Source organism: Hymenobacter piscis, assembly GCF_018760735.1.
Lineage (GTDB): Bacteria > Bacteroidota > Bacteroidia > Cytophagales > Hymenobacteraceae > Hymenobacter > Hymenobacter piscis.
The window spans coordinates 65191-81440 of record NZ_JAHHZN010000012.1 but is presented as its reverse complement, the minus strand read 5'-3'; the positions used below and the strand labels follow the sequence as shown (position 1 = coordinate 81440).

Here is a 16250-nt window from a genome sequence, read left to right as displayed (position 1 = left end):
TTAGAAGATGTTAAGAAGGTGGGATTGTTGGATGGGTGAATTGTCGGATGGGTGGATTGTCGGATGGGTGGTCGGGGCACAAACAAAACTGTCATCCTGAGCAGAGCGAAGGACCTTATCATGTGAGCACGGCCCTATCAACGGCTCGTTCCAACGTGGCAAGGTCCTTCGCTCCGCTCAGGATGACAGTTCCTTTGTCCAATCACTCATTCAGCAATCCACCCCTTCACTCATTCCCTGCTTCACTCACTCATCGCCGGTAGCTCCACGGTGGCGGTGGTGCCGGTGCCGGGCTGGGAAGTCAGCCGGATTTCGCCCCGGTGAACGAGGATGATTCTGCGGGCCATGGGCAGACCCAGGCCGTAGCCGGGAGCAGAAGTGGCGGTGCCGGCCCGGTACAGGGGCTCGTAGATACGGGCCAGCTCGTGGGGGGCCATGCCGATGCCCGAATCGGAGATGCGCACGCGCAGGATGGTGGGCGTGGGGTAGTCGAGGCGGGCCAGCACGGGACCGGTGGAGTACTTGCAGGCGTTGTCGAGCAGGTTGAGCAGGGCCGAGGTGAGCAGGCGGGCGTTGCCACGCACTACAAACAGGTCGTCCACTTCCTCGGCGGGCAGCTCCCCGAACGCCAGGCGCAGCTCCCGGCCGGGGTAGCGGCGCTGGCAGGCGTCGAGGGCCTGGGTCAGGCACTCATCAAGGCGCACGGCCTCCTGCGCGAAGGCCGGGTCCGTAATCTGGGCCAGGCTCAGCAGGCCGTTGGTGAGCTCTGCCAGCTTCTTGATTTCCTCCACCGCCGAGCCGATGCTGCGCTTGGCCTCGGCCAGGTCGGTATCGTAGGCGTAGGCCGTTTCGAGGGTGCCCAGCACCGAGGCCAGGGGCGTGCGCAGCTCGTGGGAAGCGTTGCTCAGAAAGCTCTTCTGCGACTCAAAGGCCTGCTCCACTCCGCCCAGCATGTGGTTGAAGGTGTGGGCGAGCTGGGCAATTTCGTCGGTGCCGTTGCCCTCGTCGAGGCGGGCGCTGAGCTCGGTGGCTTTGATGCGCTCCACCTGCTGAATGATGCGCGAAATGGGTCGCAGGGCCTGCTCGGCGAAGTACCAGCCGGCCAGGATGATGAGCACCAGCGCCGCCAGGTTGCCGGCCACCACAATCAAACCCAGCTTACGCAGCTGGGCCAGGCCCAAGTCATCGTGGCCCGAGGCAAACAGGTAGTAAGGCTGGTCGTGGTACACGTAGCGGAAGCCCACTACCTCCAGCGGCCCGTCGCGGAAGTGCACCGGCTGGCCGCGCACGAGGCGGTCCAGGTACTCGGAGTTGCGGAGCTGGCTCAGGCCGTCGGCGCTGGTGTAGAGCAGGTGCTGGCCCGGCCCGTAAATGCTGATTTGCTCTTCCGGAATCGTAAACAGGTCGTGGCGCCGGAACTGGTGCAGCAGCGTTTCATCCACGTGGCCCCCGCGCCGCACCAGCAGGCGGGTGGTCATGGCGGCCTTGGTGGTCAGGCGCCCCGTAAAGCGCTGCTCCCGCGTGGTGGCTTGGAAGTAGTAAAGAAACGCCGAAAACACCAGCTGAATCCCCACCACCAGCAGCGTAAACCGCAGAATCAGCTTGTTCCGAATGAGCATTCTTTTTTTAATTAAGAATTAAGAATTAAGAATTAAGAATTAAGAATTAAGAATTAAGAATTAAGAATTAAGAATTAAGAATTAAGAATTAAGAATTAAGAATTAGAACTTCCTAAATGCCGAGTGTCGAAATACATCAAAAATAAAGCGGGCTACATGTAACTCGTCGGCGCAGCCTGGACTATACCTTTAATTCTTAATTCTTAATTCTTAATTCTTAATTCTTAATTCTTAATTCTTAATTAAATCACCCTTCCCGCAGCACGTAGCCCATGCCGACGACCGTGTGGATGAGCTTGACGGGGTAGCCGCGGTCGAGCTTCTTGCGCAGGTAGCTCACGTACACGTCGATGACGTTGGTGTTGGTGTCGAAGTTGAGCTCCCAGACTTTCTCGGCAATATCAACCCGGGAAATAATGCGGCCCTGGTTGAGCAGCAGGTATTCGAGCAGGGAGTATTCCTTGGTGGTCAGGTCGATGCGCTGGCCGGCGCGGACGACGGTTTTGGCGTCGAGGTTGAGCTCCAGGTCGGCCAGGCGCAGCACGTGGGGGGCGGTGGTGGCGGCCGCGTGGCGGCGGGTGAGGGCACGGGCCCGCAGCAGCAGCTCCCGAAACTCGAAGGGCTTGGCCAGGTAGTCGTCGGCCCCGGCCTCGAAGCCCGTGACCTTGTCGGCGAGGCTGTCGAGGGCCGTGAGCAGCAGCACCGGCGCGGGCACTGGCTGCTGGCGGGCCAGCCGGCACAGCTCGAAGCCGTTGACGTAGGGCAGGTTCACGTCGAGCACCACCAGATCGTAGCGGTTGTGCTGAATCAGCGACTGGCCCACGCGGCCGTCGTAGGCAATTTCGAGCTCGTAGCCCTCGTTTTCAAACCCTTTCTTCACGAAGGAAGCCACCTTGGGCTCGTCCTCCACCAGTAATATCTTCATGCCAACCAAGTACAGATGCCTTGCCGGGTACGTGGCCCGGGCCGGTTGCGGCCGGTTCCGGCGGGTTTTACTCGAAAAAGTCGCCGGGGTCGGCCTGGCTGAGGTAGTTGTTGAGGCTGCCCAGGTCGCCGAAGATGGGCAGAATCAGAGCCAGAAACTGCTCGGTGGCGCCGGGGCCATCGGTGTACACCCCAAATATTTCGCCCTGGCCCAGCAGTTCCACGTGGTCGAGCAGGGCGGGGGCGTGCTCTTCGAGAATGGTTTCGATGTGTTCGGCCCAGCTGGCCCCGCTGCCGCTGAAACCGTACTTCTCGAACACGGTATAGTAGTCGTCCAGGTTGGACAGGTTCACCAGCAGGCGCTGCTGGCGGCCCGGGGTGGCCTGGTCTTCGAGGTCGGCAACCAGAAACGGAAAAGTGGTAGACATGGGCGGCAAGGTACGATATCGGGGGCTCAGACCGGGAATGTGGCGCGGCACTGGGGGCACTGGTGCAGCACGGTGCCCGCGTAATACAGCCGCTGCCACCACGCAGGCCGGAGCAGCGGCGCGGCACCCTCGGCCCGGCAGCGGGGGCAGCGCAGCACCGGGGGCGTGGCGCGCTGCAACTCAAACGCGGCCACGGTTTCCTGGGCCTGCGGCACGTCGGCTTCCTCAATCAGCAGCTGGTAAAACATGCCGTCGCCGAAGGGGAAGGAGGGCGGGCCGCAGGTTTTCACCAGCGCGTCCACATCGGCGTCCCGGAGCTGCTGGTACAGCGCCACCGCCTCGGCGTAGGTCAGGAACTGGGCGGCGGGGGTGAGCATGGGGAAAGCGGCGCGCGAAATAAAGGAATGCTGAGCTAAAAGAACGTCATGCTGAGCTTGCCGAAGCATCTCGCGTGCTGACTTAGGAGTGGTATTTCAGCGTCAGCACGCGAGATGCTTCGGCAAGCTCAGCATGACGTTCTTTTAGCTCAGCAGCATGACGTTCTGTTTATTCTACTTCCGCCGTTTCACCGGCGCGCTGCGCTGGCCGCGCAGCTTGAGCACGTAGAACAGCAAGCCGGCTGATAGCACGGCCAGGGCGGCGGCCAGCAGCTCGCGGCTGGTACGGGCGGCGGTGGCTTCGTCGGCGGTGGCTTGCAGGGTCTGGAGCTTCTTGTCGCGCTGCCGGTCGCGCTCCTGCAGGTTGGCAATCTGGTTTTCCAGGTCGTGGAACCGCTCTTGGGTGCTGCTCTGGTCGGTTTGGGCCACAGTGATTTGCTGGCGGGCCTGCTGGTTTTCGGCCACCACGGCGGCGGTTTTGCGCAGGGTGGCGGCCTGCACTTCGCGCACAATCTCGGTGTCCTTGCGGATGATGCCTTTCAGGGCGTCCACCACTTCCTGCAGGTCTTTTTTGCTGGGCTTGTCGGCCAGGAAGGCATTGCGCTGGGCGGCGGCGGCTTCGTAGTCCTGCACCAGCTGCTGGCGCTCCTGAATCAGGCGGGGCAGCGGGTCGTCGGGGGCGGGCGTTTGGGCGAGGGCGGCGGTGCTGGCCAGGGCAAACAGCGCGGGCAGAAGGCGTTTCGTCATGTGGAGGCAAAGATGGGGCATACGGGCTTAGCCCGCTGCAGGCAACGGATGCTGTAGGGGATTTTCATTTTTCAGGCGCAATTCCCTACACACCCTGTAGGGAATTGCGCCTGAAAAATGAAAATCCCCTACAGTCTTTGAGGCTTCAAATGAAAGTTTCATCCCCCCAACGCCGGCACCGGCTGCCGGATTTCCTTGGGCTTGTGGCGGTAGAACGCCAGAATCAGAATCGGTAGCAGGGTCAGCTCGGCCACCACCCCAAACAGCAAGGTCAGCCCAATCAGCAGGCCCACGTAGAACGTGCCGTCGAAGGACGAAAAGATCAGCGTGGAGAAGCCGCCCACCAGAATCAGGGAGGTGACGATGACGGCTTTGCCGGCCATCAGGTAGGTTTTGCGCACGGCTTTGAACAGGCTGGGCTCCTTAAGCAGCACCAGTTTCAGCTTGGAGATGAAGTGGATGGTGTCATCGACGGCAATACCGAAGGCAATGGTGAAGATGATGCTGGTGCTCACCTTCATGCTCACGCCGGCCGCGCCCATCACGCCGGCCACAATCAGGATGGGCACCAGGTTGGGGATGAGCACCACCACCGTCATGCGCACCGAGCGGAACAGCAGCAGCACAATCAGCGTCACCATCACAATGTCGATGCTCATGCCCGTAATCATGTTGAGCGTGAGGGTTGAGTTGTTTTTGTCGATGAGGTTGGCCGAGCCGGTGAGGCGGGTTTGCAGCACGGTGCTGTCCACGGACGTGCGCAGGAAGCGGCGCAGGCCGGCGTTCAGCTCGCCGGCCCGGATGCTGCCCACGTCGGGCATGCGGCCGGTGAGGCGGCCCTCGGAGCCGTCGGGCAGGGCCAAGGCCCGGAACTCGGGCTTCTTGCGAAACAGCTTCACCTTGCGCAGCAGCCGCTGCAGCTCGGCCTCCGAGTCGGGCAGGCGGTACTCGGTCAGCAGGCCGCCGTTCAGGGCTTTGCGCACCGATTTGATGAGCGTGACGGGCGAGGCCATGAAGTTCAGGCCGTAGTCGCGTTGCAGGTAGTTCTCAATCTGCTCGGTCTGGCGCAGCACCTGCAAATCGTAGACGGTGCGGCCGGGGCCGGGCTTGAGGTTTAGCTCGAAAGGTCGCACGCCGGCAAACTGCCGCTCGAAAAACTTGAAATCCAGCTTCACCGGGTCGTTCTTCGACAAATCGTCCAGCAATGCGGAGTTGATACGAATAGTGGAAGCCGAGGCCACCGACAGCCCCAGCACCACGGCGCTGATGGCCACCACCCAGTGCCGCCGGGCCAGCACCGTGCGGAACAGGCGGCCCAGCACGCCGTCCCAGCTGTGGCCGGTTTCGCGCGGAATGCGCAGCTGGGGCTTGCGCAGCAGCAGCAGCATGGCCGGCAGCAGCGTGAAGCTGAGCACGAAGGTGAGCAGCACGGCAATGCCCGTAAACAGCCCGAAGTTGTAAATCGGCCGGATGGTGCTGGTCATCAGGGTGAAAAACCCAATGCTGGTGGTCAGGGCCGAAAGTCCCGAGCCGAAGCCCGATTCCTTGAGGGCAATCAGCAGCGAATCCCGCTTGCTGGCCCCGTAGCCCAGCTCCGTGACGTAGCGCGTGATGATGTGGATGGTATCCGACATGCCCACCACGAACAGCATCACCGGCAGCAGGGCCGTCATCAAGTCTATGCTCACCCCGAAGGCCGACATCACGCCCAGCCCCCACAAAATGGCCCCCAGCACCACCACCAGCGGCAGCACCACGCCCCACCAGGTCCGGAACGTGAGCCACAGCAGCCCCGTCACCAGCACCACCGAGAGACTCATAAACACCATCAGCTCCAGCTGCAGCCGGTCCACAAACACCGACTGGGCCACCATCTTGCCCGCCAGGTGGTACTCGTTTTCGGGGATGCCCTGGCGCTGCAGCTCCGTGCGCACGGCCGCCAGCAGCGAGTCGCCGGGCGGTTTGCTGAGGTTAGGCGAGGTCTGGAACAGAATGGTCACGGCCCGGGCATCCCGCGAAATCAGGTTGCCCACCAAGCCCGGCGTGCGGTACACCAGCACCGAGTCCTGGGCGCGCCGTTCGGGCTCCCGGGGGTGCAGGTAGGGCACGTTGAACACGCCCAGCCCTTCCACCACTGGGTTGCTGGCCGTGGTCGGCGACGATACCTGCGTGACGTGCCGCCGCGCCCGGATAAAGCGCGTGAGCGAATCGACTTTGGTCAGGAACCGGGGCTCGAACACCGTCTGGCCGGCCGGGGCTTCCAGCCCCAGCAGCACGTAATCGTTGTCGTTGCCGAAGCGGCTGGCGTACTGCTCGTAGTAGTCCAGGTCCGGGTCGCCGGCGGGGTAGAAGTCGTTGAAATTGTAGTTGAAGCGCAACTGGGCCACGAAGAACACGGCCAGGGCCGTGAGCAGTCCGAGGGCCAGCAGCGTCAGGTGCGCAAGTTTGCGAAGGGGCATAGAAACCAGTACCGCGCCGCCGGGGCCGCGCGCATCGTTGAACGGAAAAAGGCCGCGGGGCAGCCCGCGCAAAGGTAGGGCCGCCCCGGCGCGGGTTTCTGCCGAATCCGCGCTACTTTAGGGCAACCAGAAGCCAACCCCGGCTTTCGGGCTTTTGTTTCCTCGTTTCCTTAGTCTTCGCCCATGAAAAATGCCCTGCTCGCCCTCTGCCTGTTCGCCTTCGCCGGCACCGCCACCGCCCACGAAGGCGACAAAGCCGCCGCCAAAGGCAAGAAGAAAGAAGCCTGCTCCACCGAAATGGCCGCCAAGTGCGCCAAAACCGGTGCCACCGCCGGCACGCCCTCGTGCTGCATGAAGAAAGGCGCCAAAACTGCCGCCGTAACGCCTGCGCCGGCCGTGAAGTCGCTGTAAGAGGAGCTGCTGTTAGTCGGCTTGATGCTGCCGCTACGATGTAGAGACGCAATACTTTGCGTCTCTTCGTTGAACGACCTGAAGCCGTTTGAGGCAAATAACGTCAGCAACGAGGAGACGCAAAGTATTGCGTCTCTACATCGTTCAAGCTGTTGCCTGACACTGTAATAAGCCCCTCCCGTAGCTGACTGCGTGAGGGGTTTTATATTGATAGCATATTGATGGGTATGAAATTGCCGACTGTATTTTGGGTGTTTGTAATTCTGTTGCTCACCGCCGCCGGGCAAGCTCGTGCGCAGGCTACGTACAACCGCTGGGAGGCGCGTCCGGTAGCTATGCCACAGATTAGGTTCACGAAAGCGCAGCAGGATTCTATCCGCCGGGCTGCCTACTGGCAAAAGAATCCGTCGCTCAAACGCGGCATCGGCTCACGGATACGCAACCGGCAGTTGCTTCCCGAGGATCAGCCGTATTTCGATTTCGTGGGGCGCTCCGTCCGGTACCCCGCGGCGGCACTGCGGGCTCAGACAGAAGGGGAAGTCTGGATGCAGTTGGCGGTGGACGCCACCGGCCGGGTAGTTAAGGTTACGTTGCTTACAACGACCATTGCACCAGGAGCCGGCGGAGAAGCTGAGATAGTACAGCAGACGCGTGAAATTCTGCAGCATCTGCGCTTTGAACCAGCCGCGGCGGCCACTCAGGAGGAAGCAAGAATTTCATTTGGGATTCGGTAGCTGATGGCCATAATCGTACTGGAAACATTCATCAACGCCCCGGCGGCCCGCTGTTTTCAGTTGGCGCTAAGCATGGATTTGCACACCATTTCGGCCCGCCAAACCCAAGAGGAAATCATCGATGGCGTCCGCCGCGGCGTGCTGCAGCTCGGCGACTCCGTCACGTTCCGGGCGCGGCATTTTGGCGTGTGGCAGACGCTGACGAGCAAAATCACCGCGTTTGAGTCCCCGAGGTATTTCTGCGACGAAATGCAGCGGGGCGCTTTTAAACGCATGCGCCATGAGCACCACTTTCAGGTTCAGGATGCCGGTACCCTGATGCGGGACGTGTTCGAATTTGCCTCCCCGCTGGGCTGGCTGGGCCGGGCAGTGGATGCGCTGGTGCTGAAACGCTACCTCCGGAAATTCCTGGTGGAGCGGGCGCGCGTGGTCAGGCACTACGCCGAAAGCGGTCAGTGGCGCGAAGTACTGCCGCCGCAGTAGCGGCCCGCTGCTGTTGTGCCCGCCGAAACATCCCCCGAAGCCCAACGGTTGCAGAAGCGCCGGCCACCCCCCCGCCGGCCCTTATCCGCTGCTGTATGCCCGAAAACGCCCCTTTATCTCCCGCCGACATCGACCGCATCATCGAAATGGGATGGGAGGACCGCACGCCGTTCGAGGCCATTGAAACCCAGTTTGGTCTGGCCGAAAAAGACGTCATTGCCCTCATGCGCCGCGAAATGAAGGCCTCCTCGTTTCGGATGTGGCGGGCCCGCATGACTGGCCGCGCCACCAAGCACCGCGCCCTCCGCCCCGATGACGTGGACGGCTTCAAAAGCAACCAGCAGCGCAGCATCTCCCTCAACAAACTCAGCAAGCGGTAGCGCCCCTTTTTCGTCATGAGCACGCACCTGCGCAAACTCCACGCCGGCCAGGCCCACCCCGAGCCCACTGCCGCCCCCAACCTCAGCTTCTCCACCCGCTACGCGGACATTCTGGACCGCATAGCGGCCATCGACCCGGTGCGTTACGGCCGCTCGCGCAACTTCCTCAACGGGGCCCTCACGTATCTGTCGCCCTACCTGAGCCGGGGCGTCATCAGCACCCGGCAGGTGTACGAGGCTCTGCAGGCCCGCGGCTTCGCCTTCGACGATATGCAGAAGCTGGCCAGCGAGCTGGGCTGGCGCGACTATTTCCAGCGGGTGTGGGAGGCCCGCGGCGACGAGCTGTTCACCGATTTGCGCCAGCCCCAGCCCGGCGCGCAGCACCACCAGCTGCCCCGGGCCCTGCCCGAGGCCAGTACCGGCATTGCGGCCGTGGATGGGTATTTGCGCCGGCTGCCCGCCACTGGCTACCTGCACAACCATCTGCGCATGTACGTGGCCAGTCTGGCCTGCTGCATCGGGCGGGCGCATTGGTCGGCCCCGGCGGCCTGGCTCTACTACCACCTGCTCGACGGCGACCTGGCCAGCAACACCTGCAGCTGGCAGTGGGTGGCCGGCGCGTTTGCCGGCAAGCAGTATTACTGCAACCAGGAAAACATCAACCACTACACCGGCAGCCAGCAGCGCCACACTTACTTGGATGTAGCCTACAGCGAGCTGCCCACCCTGCCCGTGCCCCCGGAGCTGCAGGCTACCGTGGTGCCCGACCTGGAAACGCCGCTGCCCACTACGCCCGCCCCGGTTATCGACCCCGCCCGGCCGTTGCTGCTCTACAACAGCTACCACCTCGACCCGCAGTGGCGCGCCGACGAGCCGGCCAACCGCATTCTGGTGCTGGAGCCCTCGCACTTCCGACGGTTCCCGGTGAGCGGGGCGGTGCTGACCTTTATCCAACAGCTGGCCACGGACAATATCCCCGGCCTCCAGGTGTTCGTGGGGGAGGTGACAGAACTGCCCCACCTGGCCGACGTGCCGGCCATCTACACCCGCCAGCACCCCACCACCGCCCATTACCCCGGTACCCACGACGCCCGCCCCTGGCTGGTGCCGGAAGTAGCCGGCTATTTCCCCAGCTTCTTCAACTACTGGAAGAAGTGCGAGAAAGTGCTGCGCCGCCAGGAGATAAATGGCACGGTGTAGAGACGCAATATTTTGCGTCTTGTCGTTGAACGGTACGTCTGAACCGCTTTGAATAACATCAGCAACGAGGAGACACAAAATATTGCGTCTATACACCGTGCGGGCCGCCTCGTGGCAGAGCATAGAATGGTTTCAGAACAGAAACCGTACTTTCGCGTCCGTTTTCGCACACCCACGCCATGCACCAGTACCACACCCTGCTCCAGCACATCCTCGATAACGGCACCCAGAAAACCGACCGCACCGGCACCGGCACGCTGTCGGTGTTTGGGTATCAGATGCGCTTTAATCTGCAGGAGGGGTTTCCGCTGGTGACGACCAAGAAGGTGCATTTGAAAAGCATCATCCACGAGCTGCTGTGGTTTTTGCGCGGCGACACCAGCAACCAGTCGCTGGAAGATGTGGGCGTGACCATCTGGCGGGAGTGGGCCGACGAGCACGGCGACCTGGGCCCCATCTACGGCAAGCAGTGGCGCAGCTGGGCCACGCCCGACGGCCAGAGCATCGACCAGATTGCCCAGATGGTGCATCTGCTGCGCACCCAGCCCGATTCGCGCCGCATGGTGGTATCGGCCTGGAACGTGGCCGATTTGCCGCTGATGCGCCTGACGCCCTGCCACGCCCTGTTCCAGTTCTACTTGGCCGACGGCCGCCTCAGCTGCCAGCTCTACCAGCGCTCCGCCGACGTGTTCCTGGGCGTGCCCTTCAACATTGCCAGCTACGCCCTGCTTACGCTGATGATGGCCCAGGTAACCGGCCTGGAGCCCGGCGAGTTCATCTGGACCGGCGGCGACACCCACCTCTACAGTAATCACCTGGAGCAGGCCCGCCTGCAACTCACCCGGGAGCCCCGCCCGCTGCCCACCATGCGCCTGAACCCGGCCGTGCAGGACATCTTCGCCTTCCAGTACGACGACTTCACCCTGGAAAACTACGACCCCTGGCCCGCCATCAAAGCCCCGGTAGCCGTGTAGAGACGCGTATTCGCGTCGCCCGTTGAACTACTGAAGCTACGCCAGTAGCCGGAAACGTGTACCCGCGTTTTCGGCCGGACTTCGCCTGATACGAAGGCGGCTTGCTGGAAGGCCATAGGCAGATTGCTCCTAACAGCAGTAGGCATCATAAACGCGGGCAAGCATCGTTACACACTGTAAACGCAGCTGTATGAAACGTGCTATTGGTGTTGGACTAATGGTGTTTCTGGGCGGAATAGCCGAGGCCGTTGCCCAGCACCCCGTGTATAACCGGTGGGAGGCCGGCACGTCGAGCGCGCCCAAGGCACCTTTTGGTGCTGCGCGCGGGGCCGTCATCCTGACGGAGCAACTTCGCCGCGACTCATTGCAGCTTCAGCTTCGGCTCCGGGAAGATTCCCTGACTTATACCCGGGCGGCGATTCCGCTACAGTTGTCCCGAGGGTTGGGCCAGCGGCTGGCAGCTGGCGGCCCGCTGCGGCCCGAGGATGCGGTGTATATACAGTTTCTGCGCCGTAACCTGCGTTACCCGGAACTGGCCTTGCGCAGTGGAATGGAGGGCTCGGTAACGGTGCAGCTGCAGGTGGCCGCTACGGGTCGGGTCCTCAGCAGCCGGGTTGTGAGCAGCGACCTGCGCCAACTCACCGAGTTTGAGGACGTGCCAATAAAGAGCAGCGCCAAGCTACAGGATGCCGCGCGGCAGGCTATGCAGCAACAGGCCCGGGTGTTGCTGCGTCAGCTCACCTTCGAGCCCGGTGCGGCCAGTACCACAGAAGAGTTGAAGATCAGCTACGTGTTCCAATAGTTATCAGGGGCGTGGCACCCCCAGAAACGCCAGCACCCGCGCGTTGAAATCCTGCGGCTGCTCGTGCGGCACGAAGTGCGAAGCCCCCGGAAAGATGTGCAGGCGGGCCCCGGGAAGGGCGGCGGCCAGGGCCCGGGTATGGGCTTCCAGAATAACATCGTGCTGCCCGGCCAGTACCAGCGTGGGCACGCGCAGTCCGGTCAGGTCGGTGGGGCGGAGGTGAGGCTCCTGCAGCAGCAGCCGGTGCCAGCGCGCGGCGGCTGAGGTGGGCGGTAGGGGCGCCAGCTGCTGTTGCAGAAACGTCAGCAGGGGCGGGTCCAGCGCCTCGGGCGAGAGGTTGGCTCCCACCAGCACCAGGGCGGATACGTAGTCTGGGGCCTGCCGGGCCAGGTGCAGAGCGGTGTTGGCGCCGTCGCTCCAGCCCAGCACCCGCACGCGGCGCAGCTGCAACGCATCCAGCAGCTGGCGCACATCCTCGGCCAGCAGGCCGTAGGTGAGTTCCGCGCTGGTTTCGTCGAGGCTGCGGCCGTGGCCCCGGGTATCTACGGCCAGCACCCGGAAGTGGCGGGCCAGCGCGGCAATCTGCCGGTGCCACGCCGCAATGGATTGCCCGTTGCCGTGCAGCAGCAGTAGCGGCTCGCCCTGGCCGTAGGTTTCGTAGTAGAGCCGGGCCCCGGCCACCGGCACCGTGCGGCCCAGGGCCGTGCTGTCGCCGTAGTGGTGGGAGGAGCGGGGCGGAAACCGGGCGGCCCGCATCAGCCGAAACAGGGGGCTGGGCTCGTCGGGGGCGGAATCGGGTGGGGGCGGAGCCGTGCCGGCGGCGGTGAGGTAGCACACCGGCGCGTCGCCGGACGTGAGCTGCCAGGGCGCGGCGGGCGCGGAGCGGGTCAGGCGCTGCTGGCGGCGGCCGGTGCGGGCGGCCAGTACAAAACCCTGGCGGCTGACGTCGGTAGAATCGTTGGGTTGCCAGTGCAGGGTGGCCGCCACGGCCTGCCCGGCGGGCAAACGCAGCCGGTATTCGCGCAGGTCCACGTTCACCCAGCCCCGTTTCTGGCTCACCACCACCGGGATGCCGCCCCGCACCAGCGCCTCGGTGGGGCGGCCCTGCGCCGTACGGTAGAGGTGCAGCACCGCTTCTACCTGCCGGAAGGTGTTGAAGGCCACCTGAAAACTGAAGTCCTGGAGTTCACAGGCCTGGCTGATGGGCAGCACGGTGCCCACTTGCCGGGGGCCGCCCGCGCCAATGAGGTTGTAGGCATTGTACAGGTCGGTGGTGAGGCGGTTGGCCTTACGCGGCCGTCCCAGCACCACGGCCGGTTCCGACTGCCCCGGCCGGATGACTACCTCGCGCAGGCTGACCGCGCGCTCAGGGAGCTGCACGAGCAGGGGCGCGGGACCAAATGCGGCCAGTGGCGTGGTGGTGGGGGCAAAGCCCACTGCCGATAGCACCAAGGAGGCCGGCCGCAGGGAATCGGGCAACTGCAGACGGAAGTTGCCCTGCTCGTCGGCGGCCGTGCCCCGGCCCGTGCCCGGCACGCCCACCGTGGCAAACGGCACGGGCTGCTGCCGGGCATCAACGGCCCGGCCCTGCACCACAAAGTGCTGCCCCAGCGCCCTTCCGGACAACAGGCCGGCGCCGGCCAGCAGAAAAAACGTACGCAGTGTGGCCATAACAAGGATAGAGAGGAAAACAGAAACGACCCGCAGCAACCGTACAGGGAGAATAAGCCAAATGTAGTACGCCGCCCGCTGCCGCGAACGGGCCCTCCTCCCGGAATCATTTTGAGAAAAGTAAATCTAGGAATAGGACAAGTTGCGTACATTCCCGCATGATTGCTACTCGCCCTGCTGCTGCCCCCATCCCCGTCCTATCGCGGGAACATCGGACCTGGATTGCCCTCTACTGCCTGCAAAGTAACTTTCCTGACCGCCAGCAGGTGCTGGTGCAGAACGATGTGACCGAGGACGACCTGCGGCAGTACACGCCCGGCTGGTTGCTGCTGCGGCACCGCCATCAGTTGCGGCGGCGCTGAAAAGCCACCACTTTGGGAAAAGCGAAAATCCAAGATACCGGGTAAAATCCAGGTAAACAGGCAGCTGCGTAGCTGAGGTATGGTTTGAACTATTACCGCTGACGCTTTCGTTATGTTCGCTTCTTCTGCTGCCGCCACTGCCCTGTGCCGTCGTCACCGGGCCTTCATTGCCTTGTACTCGCTGGATGCCGGGCACCGCAATCCGGCAGAGGTGCTACGGCAGAACAACGTAACGGAAGCCGATTTGCAGCAGTATTTCGACAGTTGGTTTGAGATGCGCTGCCGCTGCGGCTGCCTCGCGGCCTGAAGGGCAGGGGCAGAAGAGGAAGGGCCACCTACTCCGGGCGCAGCAGCCTCTGTTCCGCCGCCCGCAGCGCCCGTAGTACCGGATGATGGTCGGAGGCAAACGTAGCTTCTCCCACCCGCAGCACCGGCCGGATGCCCGCCACATTGGCCGTAAACACGGCTTCGGCCGCCAGTAGGGCGGCAGGCTCATAAAGGCCTGCGTGCCAGGGAAGCGCCAGTTTTTCGGCCGCCGCGCGCAGATGGGCCAGGCGGGTACCGGCCACTCCGCCCGCCGTTTCGGCCGGTGTCCAGACCGCCCCGTCGCGAATCCAGGCCACGGCCGCTGCCCCGGCTTCGGCCACGTAGCCCTCCGCCGAGAGCAGCAGAATCTCCTCCAGGCCCCGCTGTTCCCGCTCCCGGGCCGCCAGCACGTAGAGCAGGGCATTAGGACCCTTGCAGAACGACACCGGCGAGCAAGCCGTCCGGACCGTGGCCGCAAAATCGGCGGATTCCACGGGCGTTTCCCGGGCCGCAAAGGGCTGGGCCGTGGCCAGCCACTCCGCCGCGCTGGTCGCGGGCGCGTAGAGTCCGCCGCCCGACCGCCAGAGCTGGAGCCGGAGCCGCTGCGGCCCGGCCGGCGCCGGCTGAGCCGCCACCAGCCGGGCCAGGGTGGCCGTCAGGGCTTCGGGAGTGGCCAGCGGCCCGGGCAGCACCAAGCCCAGCGCGGCGGCGGCGCGCTGCATCCGGTTCCAATGCTGAGTGAGGTAGCGCAGGCGCCCGTCGGCCCACACCAGCGTCTCGAAGAATCCGTCGTTGAAAAACAGGCCCCGGTTGGGCAACGCCAAGCGGACTGCGTTGGCCGGCAGCAGTCCGCCGTTATAGAGCACCATCATGTCCGCAAAGAAAGCAGAGCCGGCCGGAACAGGTAAACAAAGCGCGGCCAAGGTGCCCGTGGACAGCCTGCGGCAACTAAATCAGCCAGCACAAAACGCCAGGTGCGGGTCGTGCGGTCCTTCAGCAGTAGATTTTGCGCAACTATTTTTGACTTCCTAAGCTCCTGGAAACGTGCTGTTCCAGCAGGATATGCGGCCTCTCAGCGCATAGGTTTCCCGTGGAACATTTTGGTGTTCCACGATTTTCATTATTGTGGGGAGCCTACACCAGCGCGAACCGCTTGCCCGGCAGGGCCTTCACCACGCCGCGAAATTCCAGGCCCAGCAGCAACCCTGCCACCTGATGCACCGGCAATTGCGCCTGCCAGGCCAGCGTATCGAGGTGCTCCTCGCGGCCCGGGGCCGCCTGCAGCACCAGCAGCAGGCTGAATTCGTCCGCCGTGAAATCCAGCGGGTTGTAGGTGGCGGGGGCTTTTGGGCGGCCGCTCAGGTGCAGGGCCAGGTCCCAGTTGAGCAGCTGCTCGATGTCGCGGGGCTCGGAATAGAGAGCGGCCTTGTTGCTTTTGATAAGCTCGTGACAGCCCTCGGAAGCCGCCGAGCCCAGCGGGCCGGGCACGGCCAGCACGTCGCGGTCGTAGCCCTGGGCCAGGTCGGCCGTAATCAGGGCCCCGCCTTTTTTGGCCGCTTCTACCACCACGGTGCCGTCGGCGAGGCCGGCAATAATGCGGTTCCGACTGGGGAAATTGTACTTGTCGGGCGGGGTGCCGAAGGGGAATTCGGTGAGCAGACCGCCCTGGGTGAGCATCTTTTCGGCCGTTTTGCGGTGGATGGTGGGGTAGAGCACGTCGAGGCCGGTGGCCATCACGCCCACCGTTTCCAGGCCTTCCTGCAGGGCGGCGCGGTGGGCGGCAATATCAATGCCGTAGGCCAGGCCGCTGACGATGAGCGGGCGGTGCGGGGCCACGCCCTTCACCAGCCGCTCGGTTTGCTCGCGGCCGTAGTCGGTGGCCTGGCGGGTGCCCACCAGGGCCAGAATCTTAGACTGGTTGAGGTCGGCCGTGCCCTGGTAGTAGAGCAGCACGGGCGCGTCGGGCAGCTGCCGGAGCCGGGTCGGGAACTGCTTGCTTGTGTAGAAGAGCAGCTGCACACCCTCTTTTTCGGCCCGGCGCAGGGCCGCTTCGGCCTGGTTCAGGGCCTCGGTGCGCGCCTTACCGGTCAGGATACCCACCGTGGCCGGTCCCACGCCCGGAATCTTGAGCAGCTTGCCCGCCGGCAGGTGCAGGGCGTTGCGGGCCGAGCCGGCGTAGCTCATCAGCTGCCGCGTCAGCTGCGGCCCCACGCCGGGGAACAGCGTCAGGGCGACTTCGTGAAGTAACGTATCGTTCATATGGTCGCCTCACCCCCTGGCCCCCTCTCCGGAAAGGAGAGGAGGAAACTAGCTTTTAGCGCTAAAAAGCCGGTTATGAGGTGTTAGAAAGCCAGGAAATAATAATTTTTAAAA

The 16250-nt window shown here is 63.6% G+C and carries 18 protein-coding genes; 9 read left to right on the top strand and 9 right to left on the bottom strand.

The features are described 5' to 3' along the window. Window positions 1-242 precede the first annotated feature (242 nt). The 6 genes from KLP40_RS13675 to KLP40_RS13650 form a co-directional block, all read right to left on the bottom strand. Window positions 243-1619 carry a sensor histidine kinase gene (locus KLP40_RS13675; RefSeq protein WP_215594376.1) on the bottom strand — a complete coding sequence of 459 codons (1377 nt, stop codon included), beginning with the start codon at window positions 1617-1619 and terminating at the stop codon, window positions 243-245. A gap of 247 nt (window positions 1620-1866) precedes the next feature. After that, entirely contained in the window at window positions 1867-2544 is a 678-nt protein-coding gene (locus KLP40_RS13670) for a response regulator (RefSeq protein ID WP_215594374.1), read from the bottom strand. A 67-nt stretch (window positions 2545-2611) separates the two neighbouring features. Continuing rightward, window positions 2612-2971 carry a hypothetical protein gene (locus tag KLP40_RS13665; protein ID WP_215594373.1) on the bottom strand — a complete coding sequence of 120 codons (360 nt, stop codon included), beginning with the start codon at window positions 2969-2971 and terminating at the stop codon, window positions 2612-2614. A gap of 26 nt (window positions 2972-2997) precedes the next feature. Continuing rightward, entirely contained in the window at window positions 2998-3348 is a 351-nt protein-coding gene (locus KLP40_RS13660; RefSeq protein WP_215594372.1) for a hypothetical protein, read from the bottom strand. Between the two features lie 174 nt (window positions 3349-3522). Continuing rightward, on the bottom strand, window positions 3523-4095 hold the full coding sequence (locus KLP40_RS13655; protein WP_215594371.1) for a hypothetical protein: 573 nt from the start codon (window positions 4093-4095) through the stop codon (window positions 3523-3525). Window positions 4096-4253: 158 nt separating this feature from the next. After that, window positions 4254-6554, bottom strand: coding sequence for an efflux RND transporter permease subunit (locus tag KLP40_RS13650; protein ID WP_215594370.1), 2301 nt, complete (start codon window positions 6552-6554; stop codon window positions 4254-4256). 183 nt (window positions 6555-6737) lie between these two features. Here KLP40_RS13650 and KLP40_RS13645 point away from each other — a divergent pair, with 183 nt between their 5' ends. From KLP40_RS13645 to KLP40_RS13615, 7 genes are all read left to right on the top strand, one after another. Beyond that, window positions 6738-6965, top strand: a complete 228-nt coding sequence (locus tag KLP40_RS13645) for a hypothetical protein (RefSeq protein WP_215594368.1) — start codon at window positions 6738-6740, stop codon at window positions 6963-6965. A gap of 227 nt (window positions 6966-7192) precedes the next feature. After that, the gene (locus KLP40_RS13640) at window positions 7193-7699 is read left to right on the top strand and encodes an energy transducer TonB (RefSeq protein WP_215594367.1); all 507 of its coding nucleotides are present in this window, start codon (window positions 7193-7195) and stop codon (window positions 7697-7699) included. A 3-nt stretch (window positions 7700-7702) separates the two neighbouring features. After that, window positions 7703-8182, top strand: a complete 480-nt coding sequence (locus KLP40_RS13635) for an SRPBCC family protein (RefSeq protein WP_215594366.1) — start codon at window positions 7703-7705, stop codon at window positions 8180-8182. A gap of 95 nt (window positions 8183-8277) precedes the next feature. Next, window positions 8278-8562 (top strand): TIGR03643 family protein, encoded by a 285-nt coding sequence (locus KLP40_RS13630; protein WP_215594365.1) that lies wholly within the window; start codon window positions 8278-8280, stop codon window positions 8560-8562. A 15-nt stretch (window positions 8563-8577) separates the two neighbouring features. Further along, window positions 8578-9762, top strand: coding sequence for an FAD-binding domain-containing protein (locus KLP40_RS13625; protein WP_215594364.1), 1185 nt, complete (start codon window positions 8578-8580; stop codon window positions 9760-9762). A 179-nt stretch (window positions 9763-9941) separates the two neighbouring features. Further along, window positions 9942-10736: a thymidylate synthase gene (locus tag KLP40_RS13620; protein ID WP_215594363.1), complete on the top strand. Its 795-nt coding sequence runs from the start codon at window positions 9942-9944 to the stop codon at window positions 10734-10736. A 190-nt stretch (window positions 10737-10926) separates the two neighbouring features. Further along, window positions 10927-11538, top strand: a complete 612-nt coding sequence (locus KLP40_RS13615) for a TonB family protein (protein ID WP_215594362.1) — start codon at window positions 10927-10929, stop codon at window positions 11536-11538. Window positions 11539-11541: 3 nt separating this feature from the next. Here KLP40_RS13615 and KLP40_RS13610 read toward each other — a convergent pair whose 3' ends face one another. Beyond that, window positions 11542-13209: an alpha/beta fold hydrolase gene (locus KLP40_RS13610; protein ID WP_215594361.1), complete on the bottom strand. Its 1668-nt coding sequence runs from the start codon at window positions 13207-13209 to the stop codon at window positions 11542-11544. Window positions 13210-13367: 158 nt separating this feature from the next. Here KLP40_RS13610 and KLP40_RS13605 point away from each other — a divergent pair, with 158 nt between their 5' ends. Together KLP40_RS13605 and KLP40_RS13600 are read left to right on the top strand one after the other, a co-directional pair. Further along, window positions 13368-13571, top strand: a complete 204-nt coding sequence (locus tag KLP40_RS13605; protein WP_215594360.1) for a hypothetical protein — start codon at window positions 13368-13370, stop codon at window positions 13569-13571. Window positions 13572-13683: 112 nt separating this feature from the next. After that, window positions 13684-13878, top strand: a complete 195-nt coding sequence (locus KLP40_RS13600) for a hypothetical protein (RefSeq protein ID WP_215594359.1) — start codon at window positions 13684-13686, stop codon at window positions 13876-13878. A gap of 28 nt (window positions 13879-13906) precedes the next feature. On the opposite strand, the gene KLP40_RS13595 is transcribed toward KLP40_RS13600, so the two are convergent. Then, complete coding sequence (locus tag KLP40_RS13595) at window positions 13907-14749, bottom strand: aminotransferase class IV (protein ID WP_215594357.1); 843 nt, start codon at window positions 14747-14749, stop codon at window positions 13907-13909. A gap of 262 nt (window positions 14750-15011) precedes the next feature. After that, window positions 15012-16136 carry a DNA-processing protein DprA gene (dprA, locus tag KLP40_RS13590; protein WP_215594356.1) on the bottom strand — a complete coding sequence of 375 codons (1125 nt, stop codon included), beginning with the start codon at window positions 16134-16136 and terminating at the stop codon, window positions 15012-15014. Window positions 16137-16250: the final 114 nt, after the last annotated feature.

Bases quoted from the DNA above. Each gene is read 5' to 3' on its own strand.
- KLP40_RS13675 (WP_215594376.1), bottom strand. From the start codon at position 1,619: ATGCTCATTCGGAACAAGCTGATTCTGCGGTTTACGCTGCTGGTGGTG.
- KLP40_RS13670 (WP_215594374.1), bottom strand. From the start codon at position 2,544: ATGAAGATATTACTGGTGGAGGACGAGCCCAAGGTGGCTTCCTTCGTG.
- KLP40_RS13665 (WP_215594373.1), bottom strand. From the start codon at position 2,971: ATGTCTACCACTTTTCCGTTTCTGGTTGCCGACCTCGAAGACCAGGCC.
- KLP40_RS13660 (WP_215594372.1), bottom strand. From the start codon at position 3,348: ATGCTCACCCCCGCCGCCCAGTTCCTGACCTACGCCGAGGCGGTGGCG.
- KLP40_RS13655 (WP_215594371.1), bottom strand. From the start codon at position 4,095: ATGACGAAACGCCTTCTGCCCGCGCTGTTTGCCCTGGCCAGCACCGCC.
- KLP40_RS13650 (WP_215594370.1), bottom strand. From the start codon at position 6,554: ATGCCCCTTCGCAAACTTGCGCACCTGACGCTGCTGGCCCTCGGACTG.
- KLP40_RS13645 (WP_215594368.1), top strand. From the start codon at position 6,738: ATGAAAAATGCCCTGCTCGCCCTCTGCCTGTTCGCCTTCGCCGGCACC.
- KLP40_RS13640 (WP_215594367.1), top strand. From the start codon at position 7,193: ATGAAATTGCCGACTGTATTTTGGGTGTTTGTAATTCTGTTGCTCACC.
- KLP40_RS13635 (WP_215594366.1), top strand. From the start codon at position 7,703: ATGGCCATAATCGTACTGGAAACATTCATCAACGCCCCGGCGGCCCGC.
- KLP40_RS13630 (WP_215594365.1), top strand. From the start codon at position 8,278: ATGCCCGAAAACGCCCCTTTATCTCCCGCCGACATCGACCGCATCATC.
- KLP40_RS13625 (WP_215594364.1), top strand. From the start codon at position 8,578: ATGAGCACGCACCTGCGCAAACTCCACGCCGGCCAGGCCCACCCCGAG.
- KLP40_RS13620 (WP_215594363.1), top strand. From the start codon at position 9,942: ATGCACCAGTACCACACCCTGCTCCAGCACATCCTCGATAACGGCACC.
- KLP40_RS13615 (WP_215594362.1), top strand. From the start codon at position 10,927: ATGAAACGTGCTATTGGTGTTGGACTAATGGTGTTTCTGGGCGGAATA.
- KLP40_RS13610 (WP_215594361.1), bottom strand. From the start codon at position 13,209: ATGGCCACACTGCGTACGTTTTTTCTGCTGGCCGGCGCCGGCCTGTTG.
- KLP40_RS13605 (WP_215594360.1), top strand. From the start codon at position 13,368: ATGATTGCTACTCGCCCTGCTGCTGCCCCCATCCCCGTCCTATCGCGG.
- KLP40_RS13600 (WP_215594359.1), top strand. From the start codon at position 13,684: ATGTTCGCTTCTTCTGCTGCCGCCACTGCCCTGTGCCGTCGTCACCGG.
- KLP40_RS13595 (WP_215594357.1), bottom strand. From the start codon at position 14,749: ATGATGGTGCTCTATAACGGCGGACTGCTGCCGGCCAACGCAGTCCGC.
- dprA (WP_215594356.1), bottom strand. From the start codon at position 16,136: ATGAACGATACGTTACTTCACGAAGTCGCCCTGACGCTGTTCCCCGGC.